The sequence below is a fragment of the Herbaspirillum sp. VT-16-41 genome (assembly GCF_001994935.1).
Taxonomy (GTDB): Bacteria; Pseudomonadota; Gammaproteobacteria; order Burkholderiales; family Burkholderiaceae_D; genus Herbaspirillum; species Herbaspirillum frisingense.
This window is the reverse complement of sequence record NZ_MUXB01000099.1, coordinates 152112-177223: the sequence shown is the minus strand read 5'-3', so window position 1 is coordinate 177223 and position 25112 is coordinate 152112. Positions and strand designations below refer to the sequence as shown.

15 protein-coding genes are annotated in these 25112 nt (G+C 56.1%); 9 read left to right on the top strand and 6 right to left on the bottom strand.

The window, feature by feature from the left end:
- Positions 1–258 precede the first annotated feature (258 nt).
- The 5 genes from BTM36_RS09185 to BTM36_RS27730 all read left to right on the top strand — a co-directional run bounded on the left by BTM36_RS09185 (position 259) and on the right by BTM36_RS27730 (position 13639).
- Entirely contained in the window at positions 259–8820 is an 8562-nt protein-coding gene (locus BTM36_RS09185) for a glucoamylase family protein (protein ID WP_077236026.1), read from the top strand.
- 374 nt (positions 8821–9194) lie between these two features.
- Positions 9195–10841, top strand: a complete 1647-nt coding sequence (locus tag BTM36_RS09180; protein ID WP_139347114.1) for a DGQHR domain-containing protein — start codon at positions 9195–9197, stop codon at positions 10839–10841.
- Positions 10842–10926: 85 nt separating this feature from the next.
- Positions 10927–12123, top strand: coding sequence for a hypothetical protein (locus BTM36_RS09175; protein ID WP_139347113.1), 1197 nt, complete (start codon positions 10927–10929; stop codon positions 12121–12123).
- Between the two features lie 5 nt (positions 12124–12128).
- Entirely contained in the window at positions 12129–13289 is a 1161-nt protein-coding gene (locus tag BTM36_RS09170) for a DNA adenine methylase (protein ID WP_077236283.1), read from the top strand.
- 53 nt (positions 13290–13342) lie between these two features.
- Positions 13343–13639 carry a hypothetical protein gene (locus BTM36_RS27730; RefSeq protein ID WP_139347112.1) on the top strand — a complete coding sequence of 99 codons (297 nt, stop codon included), beginning with the start codon at positions 13343–13345 and terminating at the stop codon, positions 13637–13639.
- Positions 13640–13729: 90 nt separating this feature from the next.
- Here the strand turns inward: BTM36_RS27730 and BTM36_RS09165 are convergent, their stop codons facing one another.
- From BTM36_RS09165 to BTM36_RS09155, 3 genes are all read right to left on the bottom strand, one after another.
- On the bottom strand, positions 13730–15352 hold the full coding sequence (locus BTM36_RS09165; protein WP_077236024.1) for a methyl-accepting chemotaxis protein: 1623 nt from the start codon (positions 15350–15352) through the stop codon (positions 13730–13732).
- 778 nt (positions 15353–16130) lie between these two features.
- On the bottom strand, positions 16131–16829 hold the full coding sequence (locus tag BTM36_RS09160) for a hypothetical protein (protein ID WP_077236023.1): 699 nt from the start codon (positions 16827–16829) through the stop codon (positions 16131–16133).
- Positions 16830–16988: 159 nt separating this feature from the next.
- Positions 16989–18512 (bottom strand): methyl-accepting chemotaxis protein, encoded by a 1524-nt coding sequence (locus BTM36_RS09155; RefSeq protein WP_077236022.1) that lies wholly within the window; start codon positions 18510–18512, stop codon positions 16989–16991.
- A 301-nt stretch (positions 18513–18813) separates the two neighbouring features.
- On the opposite strand from BTM36_RS09155, the gene BTM36_RS09150 reads away from it, so the two are divergent.
- A complete protein-coding gene (locus tag BTM36_RS09150) occupies positions 18814–19089 on the top strand; it encodes a hypothetical protein (protein ID WP_077236021.1) in 276 nt (91 codons plus the stop codon).
- A 132-nt stretch (positions 19090–19221) separates the two neighbouring features.
- Here the strand turns inward: BTM36_RS09150 and icmH are convergent, their stop codons facing one another.
- The 3 genes from icmH to tssJ form a co-directional block, all read right to left on the bottom strand.
- Positions 19222–20001 carry a type IVB secretion system protein IcmH/DotU gene (icmH, locus tag BTM36_RS09145; protein ID WP_077236020.1) on the bottom strand — a complete coding sequence of 260 codons (780 nt, stop codon included), beginning with the start codon at positions 19999–20001 and terminating at the stop codon, positions 19222–19224.
- Positions 19998–21344: a type VI secretion system baseplate subunit TssK gene (gene tssK / locus BTM36_RS09140; RefSeq protein ID WP_077236019.1), complete on the bottom strand. Its 1347-nt coding sequence runs from the start codon at positions 21342–21344 to the stop codon at positions 19998–20000. Before tssK ends, icmH begins: the two co-directional genes overlap by 4 nt.
- A 62-nt stretch (positions 21345–21406) precedes the next feature.
- Complete coding sequence (gene tssJ, locus BTM36_RS09135) at positions 21407–22036, bottom strand: type VI secretion system lipoprotein TssJ (RefSeq protein ID WP_305778101.1); 630 nt, start codon at positions 22034–22036, stop codon at positions 21407–21409.
- Positions 22037–22407: 371 nt separating this feature from the next.
- Here tssJ and BTM36_RS09130 point away from each other — a divergent pair, with 371 nt between their 5' ends.
- The 3 genes from BTM36_RS09130 to tssC all read left to right on the top strand — a co-directional run bounded on the left by BTM36_RS09130 (position 22408) and on the right by tssC (position 25111).
- Entirely contained in the window at positions 22408–23016 is a 609-nt protein-coding gene (locus BTM36_RS09130; protein WP_077236017.1) for a hypothetical protein, read from the top strand.
- Positions 23017–23105: 89 nt separating this feature from the next.
- Positions 23106–23606, top strand: a complete 501-nt coding sequence (gene tssB / locus BTM36_RS09125) for a type VI secretion system contractile sheath small subunit (RefSeq protein ID WP_006461623.1) — start codon at positions 23106–23108, stop codon at positions 23604–23606.
- An 11-nt stretch (positions 23607–23617) separates the two neighbouring features.
- Positions 23618–25111, top strand: coding sequence for a type VI secretion system contractile sheath large subunit (gene tssC, locus BTM36_RS09120; protein WP_077236016.1), 1494 nt, complete (start codon positions 23618–23620; stop codon positions 25109–25111).
- Position 25112: the final 1 nt, after the last annotated feature.

Sequence of the window (25112 nt, the reverse complement as noted above, 5' to 3'; positions counted from 1 at the left end):
AGTAGGAGTTTCCCATGGCAGAAAAAGAGCAAAAGCGCGGCAACCGAGAGCCGAAAAAACCTAAGAAAAAACCAGTGCCAGCAGTCCCGGTGCAGCGCGCTCATCAAGGACTGTAGTGAAAACGGTTCTTAATCATAAAAATCCTGACAACCGCTGGGCCACATCGCCTAGCCTTTGCCCCCGGGGCTATACGGCCTAGCTTCTTCACGGCGGGTTTATCGCGGGGCGTCTCTCCCCGCGGTGCCCTGAAAGGCCAACATGCGCCGATTTTTTCAATTTGCGTCCCAACGCTCCGCCCCAGATCTGTGGGCCGATACCGCACCTGTGCGCGAGGAACTGTTCGGCATCGAGCGCCTAGAGCAGCATGCGCGCAGCCTCGCGACGGCTCAGTTAGTTAGCATCCATCCACCTCGGGTTCGGTCGTTGCACAATCGGTTGCGCGAAAACGCCGTTGATCTGCTGCTGGCCTATCGCGCAGGTGCCGCAGAAGTGGCTGCTGGACGCCGTGTAGTCCCGGCCGCTGAATGGCTGCTGGATAACTATCACGTTGTTGAAGCGCAGGTGCGCGAGATTCGCACTGACCTACCGCCCGGCTACTATAGGCAGTTGCCCAAGCTGGCAGATGGTCCGTTGGCGGGCTATCCACGCGTCTTCGGAATTGCGTGGGCATTCGTCGCCCACACCGACAGCCACTTCGATCCTGCCGTCCTCCGCCGCTTTATTGCAGCCTACCAGGAGGTCCAACCACTGGACATCAGCGAACTATGGGCTGTGGCGATCACCCTACGTATCGTGCTGGTGGAGAACTTGCGCCGATTGGCCGATCAGATCACTGTCGGACGCGCGGCGCGCGCCGATGCCCAAAGGCTCGCTGACCGCTTGCTGGAACCGGGCGCAGCCTATGCCGCGTTGAACCAGGATATTGCCACGCGCGCGAGCAGCCCTGTGTCCGAACTTTTCGCGGCACAGCTCGCCAAGCGTCTGCGCGACCAGGACCCGCGCGTCACGCCTGCCCTACAGTGGCTGGATGAGCGGCTGCGTGACCAGGGCACGGATGCTGACCAGGCTATCCTGCATGCACAGCAGCGTCAGGGTGCCTCCAACGTCTCGGTGCGCAACGTCATCACCAGCATGCGCTTGATGTCTGATATCGACTGGGCAGATATGTTCGAGAGCACTAGCTTAGTGGACACGCGTCTGCGCGCTAGCAGCACCTTCGCGGAGATGGATTTCCCCACACGCAATCGCTACCGTACGGCGATCGAGCAACTGGCTCGGGGATCACCGTTATCCGAACCCGCTATTGTTGAGCGAGCGTTGGCGCTGGCGCAGGCGGCTTCGCCGAAGTCGCCCGAGCTTCTCGTCCAGAACTCCAGCAGGATAGATCCCGGTCATTACCTGATCGCCGAGGGACGCAGCGAATTAGAGCATGCCATCGGATTTCGGCCGCCACTGGTTCTTCGCATCGACCGTTTTAGCGTCCGCGTGGGGCTTAGCGGATACGTGACCGCCATCCTCGCGCTTGCGGCCATGCTGCTGGGTCTCGCGTTCTGGGCCATGTTTGGCATCGGCAGCTTGACGATAGCTCCCACAGGGCTGCTGGCGGTGCTCGCAATGGCCGCATTCATTCCCGCGACCGAGGTAGCCACAGCGCTGGTCCAGCGCGCAATTGCGTCCCGCGCTGGCGCAGTGACGCTCCCGGCTTTGGCGCTGGCCGACGGGGTTCCAACCCATTTGCGCACGCTAGTTGTCGTGCCCACGCTGCTCTCCGGCGAGGCGGAACTGCGCCGGCATATCGAGAGCCTTGAAGTTCACCATCTGTCTGGTGCCGGTGGTGACCTATCTTTTGCTCTGCTATCGGACGGCCTTGATGCAGATTCGGAAGTGCTAGACGGCGACGCCTACCTGATCGGCATTGCGCAGGATGCCATCGACGCACTTAACCAACGGTATGGACCAGCACCAGGTGGTAAGCGCTTTTACCTGTTGCACCGGCAGCGCCGATTCAACGCAAGCGAAAACCGATGGATGGGATGGGAGCGTAAGCGTGGAAAGCTCCATGAACTCAATCGATTATTGCGCGGCGCAACTGACACCAGTTTTATGTCGCTGGGTGGTGCTGCCGACAAAGCTCATCAACCCGAGATCCTTGCCAGAGTGCGCTACGTCATTACGTTGGACGCCGACACCCGACTGCCCCGTGACGCAGCGCTGCGCCTGATCGGCAAGATGGCTCACCCCTTGAACCGTGTGCGCTGGAACAATGCTGAACAGCGTGTAGTGGGCGGTTACGCCATCTTGCAACCACGCGTGACACCAACACTGCCATTGGGCCGCGAGGGATCGCTCTATCAGTGCATTTCGGCCGGTTTGGGTGGCATGGACCCCTACGCGTCCGCCGTGTCTGACGTTTACCAGGACCTTTTCGGTGAGGGATCCTACACCGGTAAAGGCATCTACGACGTCGATGCCTTCGAGGCAGCGCTTGCTGGGCGTATTCCTGAGAATACGATGCTTAGCCACGACCTGTTCGAAGGCGTGTTCGCTCGCGCGGGGCTTGCCTCGGACGTCGAAGTGGTCGAAGAATTCCCTGCCCGCTACGACGTCGCTGCCAGGCGCCAACACCGCTGGACGCGCGGCGACTGGCAACTCCTGCCCTGGATACTCGGGCGACGCCATTCAGGTGCGACCCTACCGCCAGTGGGCCGCTGGAAAATGATCGACAACTTGCGGCGCTCCCTGCTGGCGCCCACGAGCCTACTGGCTCTAGCGCTGTGCGCTTGGTTGCCCTGGCCTCAATCATTACAAGCCATGGGGATGCTGGTACTGGCACTGGCAGTGCCGTTCTTTCTGCCCCACATCTCCGGACTAGCGCCAACGCGCGCGGGCATCGGGCTGAGTAGCCAACTACGCCGGTTGGCCAGCGATCTTCGGTTAGCCGTAATGCAGACACTCTGGACGCTAGCTCTGCTTCCGGATCAGACCTGGCGCACGATGGATGCTATTACGCGTACCCTGATCAGACTCTACGCGACGCATCGGCATCTGCTGGAATGGACAACCGCAGCCCAGTCCGCCGCTCGCCCGCGCCCCGGTATAACTGGCTTCTATGGCCAGATGGCCGGTGGCGTGCTGTTGGCCCTAGTATTCGCCATGGGCGTTAGCGTGTTCTTTCCTGCAGCATGCGCAATTGCGTTGCCGCTGTCGGCGCTCTGGGTCGCAGCGCCGGTCTTGGCCTGGCGCGTCAGCCGCCGTCCGCCGATCGTGACATCCGGTGCGCCCGAACTCACAGATACCTTGGCCCTACGGCTTACTGCACGTCGCACTTGGCGTTTTTTCGAAACCTTCGTGACGCCGGCTGAGCACATGCTTCCACCGGACAATTTTCAGGAAGATCCGAAGCCAGTGATCGCTCACCGCACCTCGCCTACCAACATAGGCTTGTACTTGCTGTCGACGGTGGCGGCCCGCGATTTTGGCTGGGCTGGTGCCCTGCAGACTTGCGAGCGCCTGGAAGCGGCTTTCGTCAGCTTGCAGACATTGGAAAGGTTCCGAGGCCATTTCTACAACTGGTATGACACGCGCACGAACCAGGTGCTTGCACCGGCCTATGTGTCGTCTGTGGACAGCGGTAACCTCGCCGGCCACTTGATCGTACTGGCTAATGCCTGCGAAGAATGGATGGGTGCGTCGCTGTCGACGGATTGGACGGAGGGTGCGAGCGACGCACTCGCGCTAGCCCGGGAGTCGGCGTCTGCTAAACCTTCGACCCAAGGGGCACAGGGACAGCGACTGCTGAGCGTCCTTGCCGAGATCGAGGCAGGGTTCCACGATCCTGCCAGCATGTCACTTCCGGTATTTCAGCGCCTGGCCGATAAGGCGGCAGAGGAAGCGCAGGCGCTGGTCCCAGCAATACAAGCGGAAGGTGACGACCTGCTATTCTGGACCAATGCGCTGCAAGGGCGGATCGAGCAACAGGCACGCGACGCTAAGTCATTCGGCGTCGCGGCGAATGCTATCGATGCCCGCTGGCAGGCGTTGGCGCAACAGGCGCGTGCGCTAGCGCTAGGGATGGACTTCGCCTTCTTGTTGGATCCTGAACGCAAACTGCTTTCCATAGGTTATGCCGCAGTGGAGAACGTGCTCGATCCCAACTGCTACGACCTATTAGCCTCTGAGGCGCGACTAGCCAGCCTCTTCTCAATCGCCAAGGGCGACGTATCCACGCGCCACTGGTTCCGCTTGGATCGGACAGCCATCCCCGTAGGACGTGGATCGGCCCTGGTATCTTGGTCAGGGTCGATGTTCGAGTATCTGATGCCCTCGCTGGTGATGCGCGCACCGGCAGGTAGCCTACTGGAGCAGACCAATCGCCTGATCGTGCAGCACCAGATGGCCTACGGTCGGCGGATGAGCGTGCCGTGGGGCATCTCCGAGTCGGCGTACAACGCTCGCGACCTGGAATTCACTTACCAGTACTCCAACTTTGGCGTGCCAGGCCTGGGCCTAAAACGGGGGCTGGCTCAGGATCTGGTGATCGCGCCTTACGCGACCGGTCTCGCTACCATGGTCGATGCACCGCTCGCACAACGCAACTTTGAGTACCTGCAGACGCTTGGTGCGCTCGGGCGCTATGGCTTTTACGAGGCGCTGGACTTCACCCGTGCCCGCCTGCCCGGCGGGTCGCAGGTCGCCATCGTACGCAGCTTTATGGCGCATCACCAGGGCATGACACTTGTCGCAATCGCCAATACGCTCCAGGGCGCTCGCATGCGGGAACGCTTCCATCGTGAACCGATGATCCAGGCCTGCGAATTGCTGTTGCACGAGCGTATGCCGCGCCTCGTCTCTGTGGCGCGTGCGCGCGCTGAAGAGGTGCTGTCTGGCGCAACCAATCCACATGGTGACTTACATGCGGTACGGCACATAGACCCGTCTGTTACGGCGGCCCCTGCTACGCACCTGCTGTCCAACGGGCGTTATGCCGTCATGCTCACCGCAGCGGGTGCTGGCTACAGCCGCTGGCGTGAGTTGGCTGTGACGCGCTGGCGCGAAGACGCGACCCGCGACGACTGGGGCGCCTACGTCTATCTACGTGACACGGATACCGGTCAGATATGGTCCGCTGCGGCGCAGCCGCTGGCCATGTCACCCGACAGCTACGAGGTAGTCTTCGCCGAGGACCACGCCGCCTTTACGCGGCACGACGGCAGCCTGACGACCACAATGGAGGTGCTGGTGTCCGCCGAAGTTGACGGCGAGGTACGCCGCGTCACAGTCGTCAATACAGGCCGCAAGACTCGTGAAATCGAACTCACCTCCTACTCTGAGGTGGTGTTGGCGTCGCCCGCGGGTGATGATGCCCATCCGGCCTTCTCCAAGATGTTCGTGCAGACTGAATATCTCCCAGAGTTCGGTGCCCTAATCGCTACGCGACGCCCTCGCGGGCCGCACGAGCAGCGGATCTGGGCCGCACACTTCGCCGTGGTCGAAGGCATCGTCACGGCACCCGTGCAGTACGAATCCGACCGGGCACGGTTCCTGGGCCGAGGTCGTACATCCGCCACGGCGCAAGCCATGGCGGACGGAGCCATGCTGTCTGGTACGGCCGGTACGGTACTCGATCCGGTTTTCTCGGTGCGACACCGCGTGCGTATCGCGCCCGGTCGTATGGCGCGCCTCGCCTTCTGGACGCTGGTGGCGCCTACTCGCGAAGCGCTACTGGAATTGGTGGACCAGCACCATGACCGTAGCGCCTTCGAGCGTGCTCGGACCTTGGCCTGGACCCAGGCCCAGGTACAGTTGCGACACATCGGCGTCGAAGCCGACGAAGCCGCAGACTTCCAGCGGCTGGCGGCACCTATCCTCTATGCGGATACACGCTTCCGCCCACCGGCCGAGGAGATCGCTCGTGGTGCAGGCCCGCAGTCGGGCTTGTGGCGGCACTCGGTCTCCGGCGACTTGCCAATCGTGGTGTTGCGAATCGATGACATCGAGGATATTGCTCAGGTGCGCCAACTACTTCGTGCGCACGAGTACTGGCGAATGAAGGGGCTGAGCGTCGATCTGGTGATCGTTAATGAGCGAGCTTCCTCTTATGTGCAGGATCTGCAGTCCGCTATCGAAACGGCCGTGCGCCGGAGCCAGTCGCCCCTTCGACCACACGGCGAGACGATAGCCCAGGGGGTGGTCCATACACTGCGCGCAGATCTGATGGATGTGTCAGCCAGGGCCTTACTGCATTCAGCAGCTCGCGTGCTGCTGCTAGCGCGTCGGGGCGACATCGCTCGGCAAATCGGTCTTCTGCCGGAGACGGTGCACTACGCGAGTGCAGCGCTCGAATTAGCTACCTATACCCAATCTTCCAACCTGACGAGGCAGGGGCAGAGCACAGACACGGTGCGGCTGGAGTTCTTCAACGGACTCGGTGGCTTCGATCAGGACGGTCGCGAATACGTCACCGTACTCACCGACGGACAGACCACCCCCGCCCCCTGGATCAACGTCATCGCCAACCCTGCCTTCGGCTTCCAGGTCTCGGCCGATGGCAGTGCAAGTACTTGGGCTGGTAACAGCCGTGAGAATCAACTTACCCCATGGTCCAACGATCCAGTGATCGATCCGACCGGCGAGGCGTTCTTCGTACGAGACGAGTCGAGCGGCGAGCTCTGGAGCCCTACAGCGCAGCCAATCCGCGACGGCGGTACCTACGTTGCACGCCACGGTCATGGCTATAGCCGCTTCACGCACGAGGCGCACGGTATCGCGCTTGAACTGCTGCAGTTCGTGCCACTGGACGACCCAATTAAGGTGTCGCGCCTCACCTTACGCAATCTCAGCCCACAGACGCGGCGCCTATCCGTCACGGCCTATGCAGAATGGGTGTTGGGCGCCTCGCGTGCGGTTTGCGCACCCTTCATCCTTACCGAGATCGATGCAGCCAGCGGCGTGCTGCTGGCGCGCAATCCCTGGAGCACAGCCTTTCCGGGTAGAGTCGCTTTCGCCGATCTCGGGGGCCGGCAGACCGCTTGGACCGCTGACCGTAAGGAATTCCTTGGCCATCGCGGCAGTCTGGCGGCACCCGCTGCATTGCAGAGCCAGGCGTCCCTATCCGGTACGGTGGGTGCGGGCCTGGATCCCTGCGCTGTGCTGCAGTGCAGCCTAGTGCTGCGGCCCGGCGAGTCGGTAGACATCATCGCTCTACTCGGGCAATGCGGCAGCGCGCAGGAAAGTTTGGAACTAGCGGCGCGCTGGCGTGAGACTGATCTGGAGGCCGAACTGCAGCGGGTGCGTGACCATTGGGAAGGGCTGCTCGGTGCCGTGCAAGTGCGCACGCCAGACCGCGCGATGGACATCCTGCTCAACGGTTGGCTTCTCTACCAGACGCTGGCCTGCCGCATCTGGGCCCGCTCGGCGTTCTATCAGGCCAGCGGTGCCTACGGCTTTCGAGACCAACTGCAGGATGGCATGGCGCTCACATTCGCGCGTCCTGAAGAAACGCGTCAACACTTGCTGCGCGCGGCAGGCCGTCAGTTCCTCGAAGGTGACGTGCAACATTGGTGGCTGCCGCATTCGGGCCAAGGCGTGCGCACGCGAATCTCGGACGACCGCATCTGGCTGGCTTTCGCCGCGGCCAGCTATGTGATCGTCTCGGGCGATACAGCGGTACTTGACGAATCCATCGCCTTCCTGGACGGCCCCGCGCTGCAGGTAGGCGAACATGATGCCTTTTTCCAGCCGATGCCTGCAGGCATCTCTACAACGCTGTTTGAGCACTGCGCGCGCGCATTGGACCAGAGTATCGACCTCACTGGCGAATTAGGGCTGCCGCTGATGGGGACCGGCGATTGGAACGATGGCATGAATCGTGTGGGCCAGGAAGGCCGGGGGCAGAGCGTTTGGCTCGGCTGGCTGCAGGTACGCACACTGATCCTATTCGCTCCTCTGGCAGAGGAACGCGACCCCACTCGTGCCGCGCGCTGGCGGAGCCATGTCCAGTCTGTGACGGCCTCGCTGGAGCGCGAGGCCTGGGACGGCGCCTGGTATCGGCGCGCCATATTCGACGATGGCACGTGGCTGGGCAGCCGCCACAGCGAGGAATGCCGCATCGATTCGATCGCCCAATCCTGGGCCGTACTGTCAGGAGTCGCCGATCCTGGCCACGCACAGATGGCGATGGACTCGCTGCGCTCGTACCTGGTGCTGCCAGAGGCGGGGCTGGCGTTGCTCTTTACCCCACCTTTTGACCACACACATAGCGACCCTGGCTACATCTTGGGTTACCCGCCGGGCTTACGTGAGAATGGAGGTCAATACAGCCACGCGGCCATGTGGGCCATCCTAGCGTTCACGCAGTTACGCGGCGACCCGCAGGCGGGCGAGCACGCCCATGCCCTGTTCGCTCTGGTCAATCCTATCAACCATGCTCGGACACCTGCTCAGACGGCGCGCTACCGCGTGGAACCGTACGTGGTGGCTGCGGATGTGTATTCGGTATCGCCGCACGAGGGCCGGGGCGGCTGGACCTGGTACACCGGTGCCGCCGGCTGGATGCACCGTGCGGGTATGGAGGGGATTCTAGGCATTCGCCGCGAAGGCGAGGTGTTAATCCTCGATCCGTGTATTCCAGCCGGATGGCCTGGCTTTGAGGCAAAAATCGTCTTGGGTGCGGCACGCTACATCATCCAGGTCGAATCGCCGGGGATGCGCTGCGTCGGTATCTCGGCAGCTGAACTGGACGGCATGCCACTCACCTGCGATGGTGGCGCATTGCGAGTGCCCGTCACACCGGGTGAGCATCGGCTGGTGGCTACGGTGTGAAGGTGTGCTTGTCCCACTGACCCGGCAATGAAAGCCAGCAGAAAGCGGCTTCGACTTGTTCTTCACCGCCTTCGGGTGTCCATGTATTTTTTCTCTGACGAGTAACGGACCAGCCTCTCAAATGCGACAAACTCGTCGATGCTGGCCCAGGCCAGATCTGTGGCTCACCAGGTCATCGCAGCCCGTACATGCGGGAAAGATTATTAAAACAACAACTTTAAAGCGTATCGGAGTCGGCGCGCGCAGTTGCCCCCACCCCGCGCCTGCCCGCTACATAGGTCGGTTTTAACTCAAATTTGCGTCATGCGCCAGCACATGCCTGGTCCGGTCTTGCATCTCAAAAAGAGGGTGTCAAATCTGACGCAAATTGACGCATGCTGAGCACCATTTCCAAATTATCACTACTGGGGAAACGGCTACAATTACAAAACGTAAAAAGAGCGGGGTATATCTTGACAAAAAGAAAACAAATCCCAGCGTTGAAGGTAACGCAATGGATGCAAACTTGGGAATTAATGTCCAATGTAGATCCGCGCGAAGGCGATCCGCCTCGGGAGTTCTACGTAACATCGATGCAGCTGCAAGAACTTAGGCGCCTCGCAGGTGTGAGCACGCGAGAATTAGAAGAGCGGCGGCGTGCCAACCCAAAGGCAGGATATCAACGAGCGCATGAGCCTGATAGATCTGCCAAGATCGCTCGCTATATATCGTATGGTTACCCGCTGTCTTCTCAAAAGGGCTTAGACCCGCAGAAGGAGACCGACTTTATCCATCCCGGGTGGCTTCCTACCGCCATTCTAATAAATCTAATCCCCGAAAATGATCAGCGTCGGCGTCAAGGCAAAGACCTCGCCGTAGATGCTGATAAGGCAATCTACATTGAATCCAAAGGAGATGCAGTTTTCTTGAGTTACCCGGACCCGTCGGATTTAGGACCCGATCCATGGAAAAGTTCGCTCCAACCAATTGAGGTTATTGACGGTCAGCATCGACTTTATGCGGTCGATTTAATTGAAGATGTTCTCGGTAATTATGAAGTCCCTGTCGTAATTTATAACGGCCTGAGCCAAGCATTGCAGGCGTACTTGTTCTGGGTAATCAATGTCGAGCCAAAGAAGATTAACCCTAGCCTTGCCTTCGATCTTTATCCTGAACTACGACGCCAAAGTTGGCTGGAGCAGGGCGAAGGAATTAAGGTTTACCAAGAACATCGTGCACAGGAGCTGACAGAAATTCTGTGGCGGCATCCGCTCAGCCCCTGGCAAGGGAGAATTGAACTTCATGGCGCCCGCGTTGAAGGTCACGTTTCCAACGCCGCATTTATTCGCACGCTAATGGCAAGCTTCGTTCGCCGATGGAATACCCGCGAGGACAAAATCGGTGGTCTGTTCGGATCTGTAGTTGACAAGAGTACGGATTCAACGGAAAGAGTCTTACCTTGGAAGCGAGCTCAGCAAGCGGCCTTTTTGATATACGCCTGGCAGAAACTGCATGAGGGCGTTAAGCACTCAACCGCGCTTTGGGCCAGGAGTTGTCGAGCTAATGCGTCACCGCAAATGGACTTAGTTAAATCTCATAATTTGGATCTCGCTTTTGCTGGTCCTTACTCACTGATTGCAACTGACCAGGGCGCAAGAGCATTAATGGTAGCGTTGAACGCGATGTTTTTTGTTAAATATAGCGATCTCGAATTAGAGGCTTGGGAGAAGCCTTTTTCAACAGATGTCATTCTTGACGAAGAAGTGACAACTGCAATTAGGGAGTTAGAAGCCAATAAGGCAATCAACAGCTTCCTGGAAGGTATTGCCGCCTCACTTTTCTATAGCGAGACCTTTGACTGGCGGACAAGCAGCGAGCCATCGTTGGAAAAAGATCTAGAACGTAAGACCACTCAATCAGCATACCGTGGAAGCAGCGGATATACGTTATTGCAGAAGAAGGTTATTGAGCTGTTGTCGGGAGCATCGAAGCCGGATGTGGCGAATGCTGCAAGAGAAGTTAAAGCTCGTATGGGCATCTGACATGAGCAGCAACCGAAACGCTGCGAGGGGCACTAGACCTCTGGTTGGCAGGGCACGTAAAGCTCCCGCCAACGCATCCCATATCATGGCGAATTGCGACTCCACTCATGTAATTGCGGCATATGCTGGATTGGGGCCGGTCAAAAATTTTAGTGACGTACTAGATCAGTCCGCTCAGTTGGCGCCTGCAAAATGTTTGGCTGCTGAACAGGTGATCCATATGGCGGAGAGCTGGCGATATTTATCGTCTGCTATGTTCGCGTTACTAAATAACGAGAGCGGAAACGCTATTCATTTGGCCTACTATTGCGAACTCAGAGCAGCTCTTTCTCTGTTTTGTGGGTCCGGCTTGCGTATTGACCGTGATAACGGATTTTGGATTGATTCAGCCGGAACTATGCATCGCCTTGGGGACCATAGGACGCATTCTTTCGCGTGGAAAGCGTGGACTGAATGGGTAAAGCGCTCAGATGCAAGAGGCTTGTTGGAAAACTCAGTTCGCCTACTACCGTCTGTCACTCTGAAGGATTTCGAGCCACAGCTCAAGCAGTTTGATCCCACGCTCATGTTATCGGGTTGGGGGCTCGATTTAATTCGTCTCAAAGACGATCACGAAACAAGAAACAGCGTCAGCTATACAGCCTATTGGCGAAGTCAGCCACTTATAAAGATGAGCGCTGAAAAATTGGAATTTATCAAGAGTTTGTCCGGGATGTTCTTGTCGTCGGGCTCAGGCTTGATTTTCGATAGAGCGTTGGTTCAGTACTTGGTGAGCTCTACTTTGTCTAGTTCGATTCCAGCCAGTGATCCACCCACAGACCAACAGATTGAGGCGAGAAAAGAAGAGCTCAATAAGATCGTCAGTTTCGTCGCGAAACAGACGGGGGCAGACGAGGTAACGATGGCCGAGCATCTCAGCGCCAATGTCGGCGTGTCTATTTTTGAAAAAGCGAGTGACGAGGCGGATAAAGTTGAAAATGTTATGGCTCGAGCTGCCTTTATGGCACGCCTTGCCATGCTTTTTGTGAAGAGCCATATTTCCCTTTCAAGGGACGAAAACGCTAAGCAGTGGATGCGAAATTGGCTAGAAAGCTGTGGTCGATGGGAGCCTATGGGAGGGGCAGCGCTAGAAGATTTGGAAAGTGACCTCAATGAGGCAATTGATCATTTTCCGGCGTTCTCTGCCGATATGCCGGCTTCTCTTTGGAGGGGAGAAAATCTTCCCCATTCTACGAGCCTCGCGAACTTGCACGCCTGCATTGCATGGGGAGTCGCCGCGTGAAGTACATGGGTAATAAGTCAAAAATGCTCCCGGTGCTTGGTGAAATCTTAAGTCACTATGGAAAAAACTCCAGGAAGATTGCTGATCCGTTCTGTGGTTCTGCGTCGGTATCTTGGTATTTAGCTGAAAACACCGATAAGGAAATAATCGCAGGAGATCTGCAATCTTTCGCGGCACGGAGGGCTGCCGCTGTAGTGGAGCGTACTGATGTATTTGATCCTACGAAAATAATAGAGAATTGGTTCGAGCGTGCGAAGACGCTAGTTGACGCAGTGGCGGCACACTTCCCGAACCATTTGCGCTCTATTGAGCCGGACCTAACCGATGCAGCCGCGATAAAGAAGGTAGTTTCGCAGTCAAGACGGTTTTGCGAGGAGGTTTTACCGGTTGTGTTCAACGATTTTGAAGGACCTTGGCAGATTTCAAAATCATATGGGGGCTACTATTTTTCACCGACTCAAGCACTCATATTTGATGCTTTGAGGAAGACTCTTCCCTCGGACGCGGCGAAAAAGAAAGTGGCGTTGGCGGCATTAATTGAGGCGTGTAGCAGGGCTGCAGCGTCGCCAGGTCATACCGCGCAACCCTTTCAACCGACCCTTTCCTCAGCAAAATACATCATTGAGTCCTGGTTAAGAAACCCTTGGGATTTAACTGAGGCAGCGGTGAGGGATATTGCGGCGCGTAGTGCCGTGACCGCTGGAATTTCACAAATTGCGGACTTTACGAAGACCCTCCAATTGCTTGAGCCAGGAGATCTGGTTTTCGCTGATCCTCCATATTCTGGTGTTCACTACAGCCGGTTTTACCACGTACTTGAAACCGTGAGCCGAGGGAAGGAATTTGTCCCCGAAGGAAATGGTCGGTATCCCGAAATTGCTCAGCGTCCATCCTCTGCCTTTAGTAAGAAAAGCGAGGCGAAAGCAGCGGCCCGGAGTCTCTTGGAAAAATGTGCAGAAAAAAGCCTGCACTTGGTGCTCACATTTCCTACCGTGGGAGCAAGCAATGGCCTGACTGCAAAAGACTTTACCGAGATGGGGGGAGACTTGTTCAGCGAAATTGAGACTCAGGAGGTTATGACCGATTTCAGCACCTTGGGCGGGAATAAGAAACACCGAGCAGCAAGACAAGCGACAGGGGAGTCAATAATTACCTTTGTTTCTTAGAGGGAGATACAACTTCTACGCAACCCCTGATCCTGATGAGCCGAATAAATAATATGAAAATGATAAGAACAATGGTGGCGACCTTATTGAGCGGTGCCAGCATCGGTTGTTGTGCTGCTGATGATCTGTATGTGGCAACACTTCATGTTGTGACAACCAAGGGCACCTACCAAAAAATGACTCTTAAAGACACTGAAAACGGTGTTAGCCGCACCGAATGCGCATTGAGGCGAGAAGTGTGGCTTAAAGAGTTTGGGCCTTATTTAGACTCAGCCGATGTAACTTTGAAGAAAGAGGGAAAGTCATCTTCGTATAAAGTCATTTGTGAGCCGCTGGTTAGAGCTAGGTGATATTTTCAGGCCATGCCGGACTTGTAATAAAGCGCTGCCAAATCAAAATCGCCCGCGTCAAGCGGGCGATTTACTATGGGGCTGATCTACTCACGCCAGTACCAAGGTCCTAGCGCCCGTCCCCATGCCTCTTTCAATGCCGGCGGCCATAGCGGGCCTTTCTGCATTGTCAATCTTGAAGGTGGAGACCAGTCCTGCCAATTCACTCGCCTGCTCCATCATGGAATTGGCAGCAGCAGCGGCCTCTTCGACCAGCGCGGAATTCTGCTGGGTCGCCTCGTCCATATGCGTAATAGCGAGATTGACTTGAGTGATCCCGTGACTTTGCTCCTGGCTGGCATGGGAAATCTCTGCCACTACATCGGTCACGCGCTTGACACTCGTGACAACGCTTTCCATCGTAGTGCCAGCCTGCTGAACTAAGTTGCTCCCCTGCGCAATTTGTGCGACTGAGTCATTAATCAGATCGGTAATCTCTTTTGCTGCTGTGGCACTTCTTTGAGCCAGACTTCTGACCTCAGACGCAACAACAGCGAACCCACGCCCTTGCTCACCGGCCCGCGCCGCTTCTACTGCCGCATTCAACGCGAGAATATTCGTCTGGAAAGCGATTCCGTCAATGACACTGATGATGTCGACGATTTTGCGTGACGAAGCATTGATGTCCTCCATAGTACGAACTACTCTGCCAACTACCTCGCCTCCCTGGCTGGCAACATCCGAGGCAGACACGGCAAGCTGACTAGCCTGTTTTGCATTCTCGGCGTTCTGTTTTACTGTGGACATCAACTGCTCCATCGCCGACGCCGTTTCCTCTAAGGCGCCAGCTTGCTGTTCGGTGCGCGAGGACAAATCAAGGTTACCGGAAGCGATTTCAGCGGAGGCCTGTTCGATGGTATGGGTGCCTTCCCTCACGTTCCCGACGATACCAACCAGACTATCGCGCATCTTCTTAATTGCGAATAGCAAACTCGTCGTATCACCAATCTTAGTACTCACTTCAGAGGTCAGGTCGCCCGCTGCGATTTGCTGAGCAATGTCCGCAGCGTAGGCAGGTTCCCCGCCAAGTTGCTTTAAAAGCCCTCGAGTAATTACGAAAGCGATAACCACAGAGATAAGGGCCACCAACGCAGTCAGAGTCGCAACGACCGTAGATGCCTTGATAGCCATGTCGTTGGTGGCTTCGTGCGCTTTGTCATTCTCGGCATCGACCTCATCAATCACTTTGTTGATATCGAGCACAATCTGACGGCGTAACGGACTACAGTCATTGACGAGGAAGTCACGAAACTCTTCTGACTTCCCGCTCTCGCGATAGATACGCGGGCGCTTTAGTTCGTCGGCCATTTGTAGCAAGCCCGTCCGAACCTTTTCAAAGGACTTATTCCCAGCGAAATGGGGTTCCATTTCTTTCAGTGCTTTGAGATAAAGCTGCTTTTGCTCATCAACAATTGCCAGCTCTTTTTGCGCATCCGCGTCATTTCTGAAGACATAAGCGTTGCGGGCAGCAATGCCAGTTTGGTCAAGAGCCTCACGGGCCAGATAGAGCGGGACCAGCCTTTGGTCCTGAACAGCATCAGCCGTTTTGATAGACGCGGTAAGTGAACGGATACTGATCAGCGAAATTGCGGCTAACAATACCGTTAGTGTTAGTAGAACGGCAAAAGCCAGGGTCAGCTTGGTGCCGATTTTCATATTTTTGAATGCACTCATATGTGCCTCCCCATTTAAACGCGAGTTATTTTCGTCGATTAACCCAAGTTCAGTTAACCTCGTCCCATCTAAAATATAGATCAACCCTACTAACCTGGCTTTAGGGATTTTCCCGATAATGAAGAGCTTCGACGTGATATTAACAATAAAGCGAGTAGTTACCCACTTCCTCGTTGATACAGGATATCCTTGCGTGCTTCGCTCTGGGAGGAAGCCGAATTGGAATAGGCCTGTTGGGAAGTTTCTTGGTTCTTCTATACAGGCAACGAGTAGCACCGAGGCGGGCTATTGAAAAAGTCGTGATTCAATAAAATAAATCACTTAGTGACGACGACCGAAGCTTTGTATAACCGAGGCGCGCTAATAGCCTTGTGATTTTTATAATATTTCTGGTTTGAGCCCAGTTATTTCGTAATTCGATGCTATGAGCTGGAAAGCGCTCGCGATCACCGGAGCGTTATTAGAGCGGCAATGTGAGCTTCTGCCGATTGCGGACGCCTGTAACTGTAGCAAACATTCGCATCTGGCAATGAAAATTCCGCTTCGCAATTTTCAAGCTACCGAGGCCCAATAAGGGCCTGCGAGGTGCTAAATTTTTTGATTGCGAAGCAAAAGATGAGCTAAGTCTTTGAAATTATTGAATTTCGCGCCGGACTTGTAATCAGGGGGTGGCGGGTTCAAGTCCTGCAGCCAGCACCAGTATTTAAAAGGCTCTCCGTTCGGAGAGCCTTTTCTATTTGTTCTGGACATTTTGGAGTCCATCTCTGGCCGGCGGCATTCAAGATTCCGATGATGATGCTTGTCGCTTCCAGAACATCCATTTCGATTTTTCCACTGCTCTTATCGAGACGCCCTCCTGTTCAGTCGGGGCAGGAGGCAAGCGTTGCGGCCATCGTTGTGCGGCGTTGGCCCAGCCTGCGAGTTCGCTGGATTCACATTCGCTCAGAACGCTACCTTCCGATAGTCCCATCATATTGATCATCTCTCTGCTTGTTGCCAGGACGCCCGTCCGGATGGCCGCCTCCAGATCCCGGATGGCGCTGCGTAACAGTATCTCCAGTTCGCCATCACTTCCCATCCCGTCGATCTCCTCGGTCTTGACCAGTATGTTGAGGAAAGGCTCCGCCTCAATCCGGGCAATCCATTCGACGTACAACTGGTGACGGTCGGCACCGATGGCGGCACGCAATATCTCGGACCGCTGCTTGAGATGATCGATGCCAACCGCTTTCTGGCAAGAGATATAGGCATATGGACGATAGCTGTCATCGTCTTCAAACGCGGACAGGCTTGCCTCATCAAAATCTTCATCGATTGCGTCATCATCCGAATCAGGAGCGTAATTCTCGCTCCCGGGAGCGATCTTGATATCTGTGCCGGTGAAACGGCACATCCAGAAAAGTGGGATACCGGCGTTCGCCTCGTACTCGGTACCTGAGATAGCGAAGAACTGGTCTGCCTCCGCGTCCAATGGCATGCCTTCAAAATTCGTACAGTAAAGATAGACGCGACAAGACATCAATTACCTCAATCCGCTTGCTCAGAGAATCGATCAGTTACCGCGCAACGGTAGCTGATCATTTCAACGAACCGCTGCAGTCAGCTTCATTACACAGCGTGCGTCCCGGTTCCTCGATCACGCAAGCTTACCCCCGCCCAGGCGAAATACGCTTACCGACTGTGCCAGTCGTCGCGCCTGTTCCTTCAATGCTTCGGTGGCGGCAGCGGCTTCTTCCACCAGGGCGGCGTTCTGTTGCGTCACGGTGTCCATTTGCGCAATGGCCTGATTGACCTGTTCGATCCCCGCTTCCTGCTCGCCGCTGGCGGCCGAGATTTCACTCATGATCTGGGTGACATTGCGTACGCTTGTTACCAGTTCTTCGATGGTCGCCCCGGCGCTTCTGACCAGCCTGCTGCCGTCTTCCACCTTCTCGACCGAGTTGCCGATCAGCGCCTTGATTTCCTTCGCCGCTGTAGCCGAGCGTTGGGCCAAGGTGCGTACCTCCGAGGCCACCACCGCAAAGCCACGTCCCTGCTCACCGGCACGGGCTGCTTCCACCGCTGCATTGAGCGCGAGGATGTTGGTCTGGAACGCGATGCCGTCGATGACAGAAATGATTTCCTCGATTTCGCGGGCAGAGGCCTGGATTTCGTCCATGGTGCTGACTACGTCGGAAACCACCAGTCCGCTGCGCGACGCCACCTCGGAGACCGAGCCTGCCATCGCATTTGCCTGGCGCGCATGATCAGCGTTGCGTCTCACGGTCGAAGTGATCTGTTCCATCGCCGCCGCCGTCTCTTCCAGCGAACTGGCCTGTTGCTCGGTGCGTGCGGAGAGATCGAGATTGCCACCAGCGATCTGCGTCGAGGCCGTAACGATGGTGTCGCTGCCAGTGCGTACGCCGCCGACCACGCGTTGCAGGCTGCTGTTCATATCCTTGAGTGCTTGCAGCAGTTCACCGGTCTCATCCTTGCGAGTGACTTCGATCCGGCTCCCAAGGTCGCCCGCTGCGACGGTCTTGGCGATTCTTACTGCTTCGTGTACCGGTCGAGTGATCGAACGCGTTGCCAGCACCGCCAATAAGGCGGCTAGTGCCATCACCAGCGCACCGACGGCCAGGTCGATGGACTTGCCGGTACTGATGGCGTTGGAGATATCCCGGCCAGTACCGTTGGCATTCTCGCGCGCAATCGCCAGCAGACCGGAAAAACCTGCCGCCAGTACCTTGTCAGCGCCACTGATGGAAGCATCGATTTCCGTCACGGAGGCAGCCGCTGACTTCATGCCTTGCGCCTTCGCCAATGCCTCTCGGTAATTTTTTTCGCCTGTAGCGATCTTCTGCAGCAGTTCATCTTCCTTGGGATTGTCTACGCCAAGCTTGCGGTACTCGATCATCAGCCGGTTGATGGCATCCATATCGGCCAGGAAGTGCTTGTCATAGTCCTTGCCGCGGACGACGTAGTTCTTGAAGTTCTGTACACCATCGCCCAGTTTGATGTAACCCTGGGTGGCATAGTCCTGCTTGCTCAGCACAGTGCCGGAAAAGTCGTCCCAATGTCGTCCGATCTGGTTCAGGATCAGAATTGAAGCGACGATCAGGCTGCAGGCAAGCAGCGTGACCAGCATGAATGAACCACCGAGCCGCGTGCCGATTCTCATACCTGTTCCCTGAATAGTATTTATAGAATTACCAGATTCTGACCGCGATTAGTGACATGGAAAGGTAAATGGAAGCGGTAAAAACCGGTTCAGCTCGCAATTTGATGATCTAACTGATGCTCTAACTGCTGCAAGACAGACAAGATTCGCGTGCACATTCTTTCAAGTGCCGCAATACAGCATTACCCGTTCACCGGTTTTTCTCTCCTGGCCGGACCGATAAACTTCTCGCATGAGAATGCAGCATTGGTAAAGGATAAGCATAGGGCTGGGTCCGCTTGCATTCACCGAGGAGTAGATCATGAGCAACATCACCATTCGTCATTGCGCGGTCGCCATTAGCATGGTCTTGACCGCCTTGACCGCCTTGGCTGCCCATGCAGCCTACGCAGCCGACACCCCATCAGGTACATCTACCGAGCAGTCGGCGGACAAGCAGGTTGCCAGCGTTACCGGCTCGCAAATTGCTGAAAAGGGACATACAGGGCTCACCCGCGAACAGGTCAGGGAAGACCTCAAGCGTTATCAGCGTGAGCACGCCAATCCTAGCTATGCAGAGTTGGTTTTCCTGCGCTGATCCAGCCTGGCCCGGGCTGATCTAGGCTTGTGTCAGAGATCCTGAGCGTGCTGCCGATGATCCGTTGGTGATCGAAAAATCGGCAGCCATGGAGGCCTCTGGTATTCCCCACAGAAATCTGGTTCTTCAAGCTCAGGGCAAGGTGATAGTCAGGTTGGCTGCCCGCGGGGCAAGTTTGACGATATCGGCATAGCCGGCCAGCTGGTTTTCGGTGCCCTTGGTCAGGGTCCAGTTTAGTCCTATGTAGGCAAACATAGCGGTCAATGCAAATAGGGAAGCGACTACCCACAACGGCGCATCGTTGCGCAACTTGTTGACGATGGCATCAGGTCGCTCGCCATTCGGTGCGAACCCGGCAGTCTTGCCCTTCAGGTGAGCAATCTCATCGCCCAGTCGAGCAGTTAGGTAATTGAGTTTTTCCGGCCCTTCCAGCGCATATTTTCCCTGGAATCCCAGCAGCAGGCACATATGAAAGACTTCCAATGGCTGGAGTCGGGCGGTACCGCGAACGCGCAGATCTTCTAGCCGATTGAAGAAATTTTCACCTGCCAATTGATCACCAAACATCGCCAGCTGAAGGGGGCGGCGTTGCCACGTATCGCGGATGCTGAAATTAGAGCGCAGGACAATCTCATCCACGGAAGCACAGAAGGCATATTTGGCTGCGTGGACATCCTCGGGCGACACTTCCAGTTTCTTGGCGCCGCGTTCGACATCTCCCAGAAACTTTCGTATTTTTGCCATGAATGACACCTCGTCCACCGGCGTGCCACCGTTCTTGAGCATGAACAACGCATAAAAGCCGTCGTACATCAGGTCCAGGAGCGAACTGGCGTTAATAGGCGCGCCGGCTTCATAAGTGGGCAAAGAATCCGCAGGATCCAGCAGGGAAGGGATGGTTGTCGTGTTCATTGGGTCACCGCCAGAAGTTCAATATTGAGGTCACGAATGCCGGATGGCACATAGATGCAGATCGACTGTGCCTGAAGCATGCGCTCGTACATCGCACCCTTGCTCTCGAGCGTGAAGTAATAGGTGTCGGGCCGAACCGGTAGTGCAGCTGGCACCTGGGGCGAGTGCACAAGCTTGACGCCGGGCAGCGCCGCCAGCACGAATTTTTCAACATCGTCAGGTGCGCCGATCTTGAAGCGCAACGGCACGATATCGACCAGTTCGATTGCCGGCAGGTCTGCATGGACCGCGAGGTAGAAGTTGGTCTTCTCGTCGATCTTGCCTGAGTCCAGCATGCCCATATGGTAGGACGGCTTGCTCTCGTTCAAGGCAATCGCAAAATAGCGAGAAGAGATCACGGTATCGAGTAACTCGCGAATGATCGCGTCCAGCTTTGCGAAAGCCGGCCCCGGATCGCGGTGATCGTAAGGGGGGAGGTCGGACAGGGCCAGGCTGCGCGAGAAGGTCATGAGCGATCCGGCCAGTGACAATAACTGTTCAAAAAGGCGCTCCGGGTGATGCATCGGATGATTCAGGTAGTGCGACAGATTGGCATAAGCGGTACTGGCGGTATGCAACAACCAGAACGATGTGATATCGCCAGAACGGAATTCGACCACACTCTTGCTAGGCTCGCGGTGATGCCCGTACAGGGCGCTGACCTTGGCTTGCAGCGCGTCCATGAGGCGACGCAGGCGCTGGAACAGCAAGGTAGACGCATGCACTGACAGGCTGGGCGGAACGAAGTCGGGGTCCAACTCGAAGCCAGGCCCGCTTGCGCGACGCAGGCGCGCCACAGGAATGCAGACCAACGAATCTCGGGGCTCGTTTTCTGACACCAGGCGTACTGCCTTTTTCAGGTAGCTTACTTCTGCTTGGGCAGCTTGCGTGAACAGGTCCGGCGTCTGGACGCCATCCTGAATATAGCGAGTGGATTGCTGATTTCCGGTGCCAACGGAGAAATTGCTACCGAAGCTTTTCAGCATCGGTAACCCCGCATAAAAGGTGATGGAGTTTTGGGACAGCGGAATTTCTGTCAGTTCGATGGGGGCCGGGAGGTCATCCCCGTCTGGCGCCCTGAGGATTTCTCCGTCGTGGAAGATTGCCGACAGCTCCAGCAGACGAAGGGTACTGTTGTTAAGTGCGTCTCCATCGATCTTGAGGGATAAAACACCCCAGCAATAGGGATTGAGAGCGAGCGCGGTCTGATGCAGACGCGTTTCATGGTAATGATCCTGACGCTGAAAGTGCTGAGGTCGAAGGAAAAGGCCCTCGCCCCAGAGTACCTTGTTGGGATGGTTCAATTGGTTAGCTCCGTAATTGATGATTGTCGCATCGTGATCTGCAGTTAAGAGATTGTTGATTTCTAATGACACTCGACTGGCGCGAGCATCAGGTTCCGGTCCATTGGCTTACCCAGGGTATCCACCGCAATAGCCCCCGCACCTACGGTGACCGAACAAGATTGCAAGCCTGCCGTAATGCCGTTCTTTTCGGATTCGTCGGCTCTGAAGGTGGCCCGCCAACGTTGCTGATCTGGGTTGATGAACAGCGCCACCAGACCGATATATCCCGCCTCGTAGCTCACCTTTTCATCGACTTCGTAGCGTTGTCCTGGCACTAGCGTGACTTCCTTTACCTCCAGCAGATCGGCTCCCAGAACCTCCTTCTCCCTTTGCGGATTCAGAAAGGCGTCATATGACGCCTGCTGGAAACTAACGTTCTGTTTCAATTTATAAATTCTGACGACCAATGCCAGGGGACGCTGTTGCGAATCCATGTTGAGCGCCTTGGATGCATGCAGCTTGATGAGTACCTTGCGTGGCTGCTTCATCGCATCCGCTACTTCAGGCGCGTCAGGCTTCTTCAGGCCCAGTGCCTCCAGTGTCGACTTGGCAACCTGGCCCACCTTGGAAGCCGCGCCCACTGCGGCGCAGCCGGTGATGCAAGAGATGATCATTCCCAGTGCCACAGCATTTCTCTGTCGTTTATTCAACTTTACCCCGCATGTTTTATCTGATTTCTGATTGGCGTGAATTTCCCGCGTGCCGAAAAACTTTTAGGAAGCGTTCACATATGGAGTGGCTCCATTTTGTAAAAGGGGTCTATGGGATACATTCGAGTGATCCTCAGTTGCCTTACTTCAAAACTAAGTCTTGGCAGCAAGCCGATGGCGGAAATTGAAACGTGGCGTGACTGAAGAGCAGGAATGAATGAAGCGCCAATTTTCACCAGAAATTCATCGCCGCGTTTCATTCCAAGTTTAAAAGTCGTGACAAGCCGAATATCTTCCGGTCTTCTCCATTCGAATGCATGTGAGAGATCGGATAGGTTCTCCAGAATTAAAAATCTAAGGATTAAATCCCCATGAATGCAAGAAAGAGACGAATAGATCTGTTGATTCCAGCTCTGCTGACGCTGGCATTGATGATGACGGGGTGCGCCAACAGCGACTCCAAGCAGGGGGCGGAGGCAGAGGCCAAGAGCAGCCTGGAAAGCAGCGTGGAAAAGGTTGAGGCGGCACTGGTCGAGGGTCGGACCGATGATGCCGTGAAGATGCTAAGAACCCTGGCGTCGCGTTTCCCTGCAGACAAGACGCCCTGGTTGCGCATTGCGCAGATTCGCTTCGATGCAGGTGACTACAGCGACGCCATCATCAACGCTCAGGAGGCAATAAAGCGGGACCCTTCCGAAAAGGGTGCCAACAGCATCCTGACCCTTTCCAGCCTACGCCTGGCCACCAAGTCGCTCGCGGACTTGCGCTCGCAGAATGCACTCAATGGATCAATCAAGAGCGACGCCCAGGATCTGACCAGGACGCTGCGCGAGATCACGGGGGAGGCGCCGGTATCGGTGCCGGGGAAGCCGGCCGCAGCGGTGCCTCCGCGCGGCAAGATGGTTCGCAAGACGGCGCCGGCACCTGCCAGCGACGTCGGCAGCGGAAGCGGACCCAATCCGTTCATCAACCTGAAGTGAGAGGTCAGGCGGGAACAGGTTGAGCGTCTCCCATCGATCAGTAGCCTCAAAAAATGAGGCGCGTGGACAAAACCAGAAACGGAGAAGAAATGTCGAAAAAGGAAAGTATTCAGAAGAAGCTGCAAAGGGTGCGACCTCCGCGTGTGCAGATGACATATGACGTCGAAATTGGCGACGCCATCGAGAAGAAAGAGCTTGCCTTCGTCACTGGCGTGATCGGCGACTTCAGTGGCAATTCGGAAGTGCCCCAGCCTCGACTGAAAGACCGCAAGTTCGTCAATATCGATTCGGATAACTTCGATGAGGTAATGAAGGGTCTGGAGCCGCGCGCTGTCTATCGTGTCGCTAACGAGCTCTCCGACGCCGGTGGGGAGTTTGCCGTGGAACTGAAGTTTCGTTCGATGGAGGACTTCCGGCCGGAATCGGTGGTACAGCAGGTCGAACCCTTGCGCAAGCTGCTAGAGGCGCGTACCAAACTGGCGGATCTACGTAACAAGATCGCTGGTAACGACAAGCTGGAAGATATCCTCAACGATGTGCTCAGCAGTACCGAAAAGCTCGCAGAGCTCAGCAAGCAAACCACCAAATAATCGAGATCTGCATGTCTGCTCAAATCAATAACGAAGTCGCTCAAGGCGCTTTGCCCACTGCCGCCGGCGGCACTCTGCTGGATGATATCGTCGAACAAAGCAAGGTCGCGAAATCCGCATCTGAGCACGATCGTGCCAAAGACCTCATCGCTGAACTGGTCAGTCAGGTGATGGAAGGTACCGTGGTCGTATCGCCGAATCTCTCCGTCACCCTGGATGCGCGTATCGCAGAAGTGGATCGACTGATCTCCAATCAGGTAAGTGCCATCATGCATGCGCCGGAATTCCAGAAACTGGAAGGAAGCTGGGCCGGCCTGAATTACCTGGTGCGTAACACGACCGTGGGAGAGGGGCAGAAGATCAAGCTCCTTAACGCAACCAAGAAGGAACTGGTCAAGGATTTCAATTCGGCACTGGAGTTTGATCAGAGCGCGATGTTCAAGAAGGTCTACGAGGAAGAATTTGGTACTTTTGGCGGAGCGCCTTTTGGCTCGCTGATCGGTGATTTCGAGATCACCCGTCAGCCGGAAGACATGTACTTCATCGAGCAGATGTCGCGAATCGCTGCAGCATCTCATGCGCCTTTCATTACGGCAGCCTCGCCCGAGTTATTCGGTCTTGAAAGCTATGCCGACATGGGCAAGCCCCGTGATCTGTCCAAGGTGTTCGACACCATCGAGTATGCGAAGTGGAAGTCCTTCCGCGAATCCGAGGACTCACGCTATGTTGGACTGACGCTACCGCGCTTCCTTGGACGCCTGCCCTTCAATCCAAAGGACGGAACGACGGTAGAGGGCTTCAATTTCGTCGAGGATGTCGATGGCACCGACCATTCCAAATATCTGTGGTGCAACGCTGCCTACGCGTTCGGAACCAAGCTCACCAAGGCGTTCGAGGACTTCGGCTGGTGCGCCGCCATTCGCGGTGTGGAGGGTGGTGGCCTGGTCGAGGACCTGCCGACGCACACCTTCAAGACCGATGAAGGAGAGGTGGCATTGAAGTGTCCTACCGAGATCGCGATCACTGACCGCCGCGAGAAAGAGCTTTCTGATCTTGGGTTCATTTCTTTGGTCCACTGCAAGAACTCTGATTATGCAGCTTTCTTTGGCGCCCAGTCCGCGCAGAAACCCAAGAAGTACAACACGGACGCAGCGAACGCCAATGCCGTTCTATCCTCGCAACTGCAATATATCTTCGCAGTTTCCCGCATCGCTCACTACATGAAATCGATGATGCGCGACAAGATCGGTAGCTTCGCTGCCGCCTCAAATGTCGAAGACTTCCTCAACCGCTGGATCGCGCAATACGTGCTGTTGGATGACAACGCCACGCAAGAGGCCAAAGCGCAATTCCCGCTGCGCGAAGCTTCGGTACAGGTGTCGGAAGTGCCGGGACGACCGGGTGTTTATCGCGCCGTGTCGTTCTTGCGTCCGCATTTTCAGTTAGATGAACTGTCTGTTTCGCTTCGGTTGGTTGCGGAGTTGCCGCAGGCAGGGAAATCCTAAC